The organism is Bradyrhizobium sp. Kon56 (assembly GCF_055807635.1).
Genome location: NZ_JBVVOU010000178.1, coordinates 1 through 399, shown reverse-complemented (window position 1 = coordinate 399; position 399 = coordinate 1). Strand labels below are relative to the sequence as shown.

The following is a 399-nucleotide window of genomic DNA, read 5'->3' as shown; positions in this document are numbered from 1 at the left end:
ACATGAGTTCGATCTCCCCCACCGCCACCAAGGCGTTCGCGGCAAAAATCAACGCGACCGGCGCGCAGTACCTGGATGCGCCAGTGTCCGGTGGTGAAGTCGGCGCCAAGGCCGGCACCTTGAGCATCATGGTCGGCGGCGAGCAGCAAACCTTCGAACGCGCGCTGCCGCTGTTCCAGGCGATGGGCAAGAACATCACCCTGGTCGGCGGTAACGGTGATGGCCAGACCGCCAAGGTCGCCAACCAGATCATCGTGGCGCTCAATATCCAGGCGGTGGCCGAAGCGTTGCTGTTCGCCTCCAAGAACGGCGCCGACCCGGCGAAAGTGCGTGAAGCGCTGATGGGCGGCTTTGCCTCCTCGAAGATCCTGGAAGTGCACGGCGAACGCATGATCAAGG

Annotated in this window: 1 protein-coding gene; it reads left to right on the top strand. The window is 63.4% G+C overall.

Annotated features, from left to right (window positions below):
- Positions 1–399 (top strand): NAD(P)-binding domain-containing protein (locus AC0L3B_RS38520; protein WP_473382849.1); only part of this gene is annotated, 399 nt, incomplete at both ends.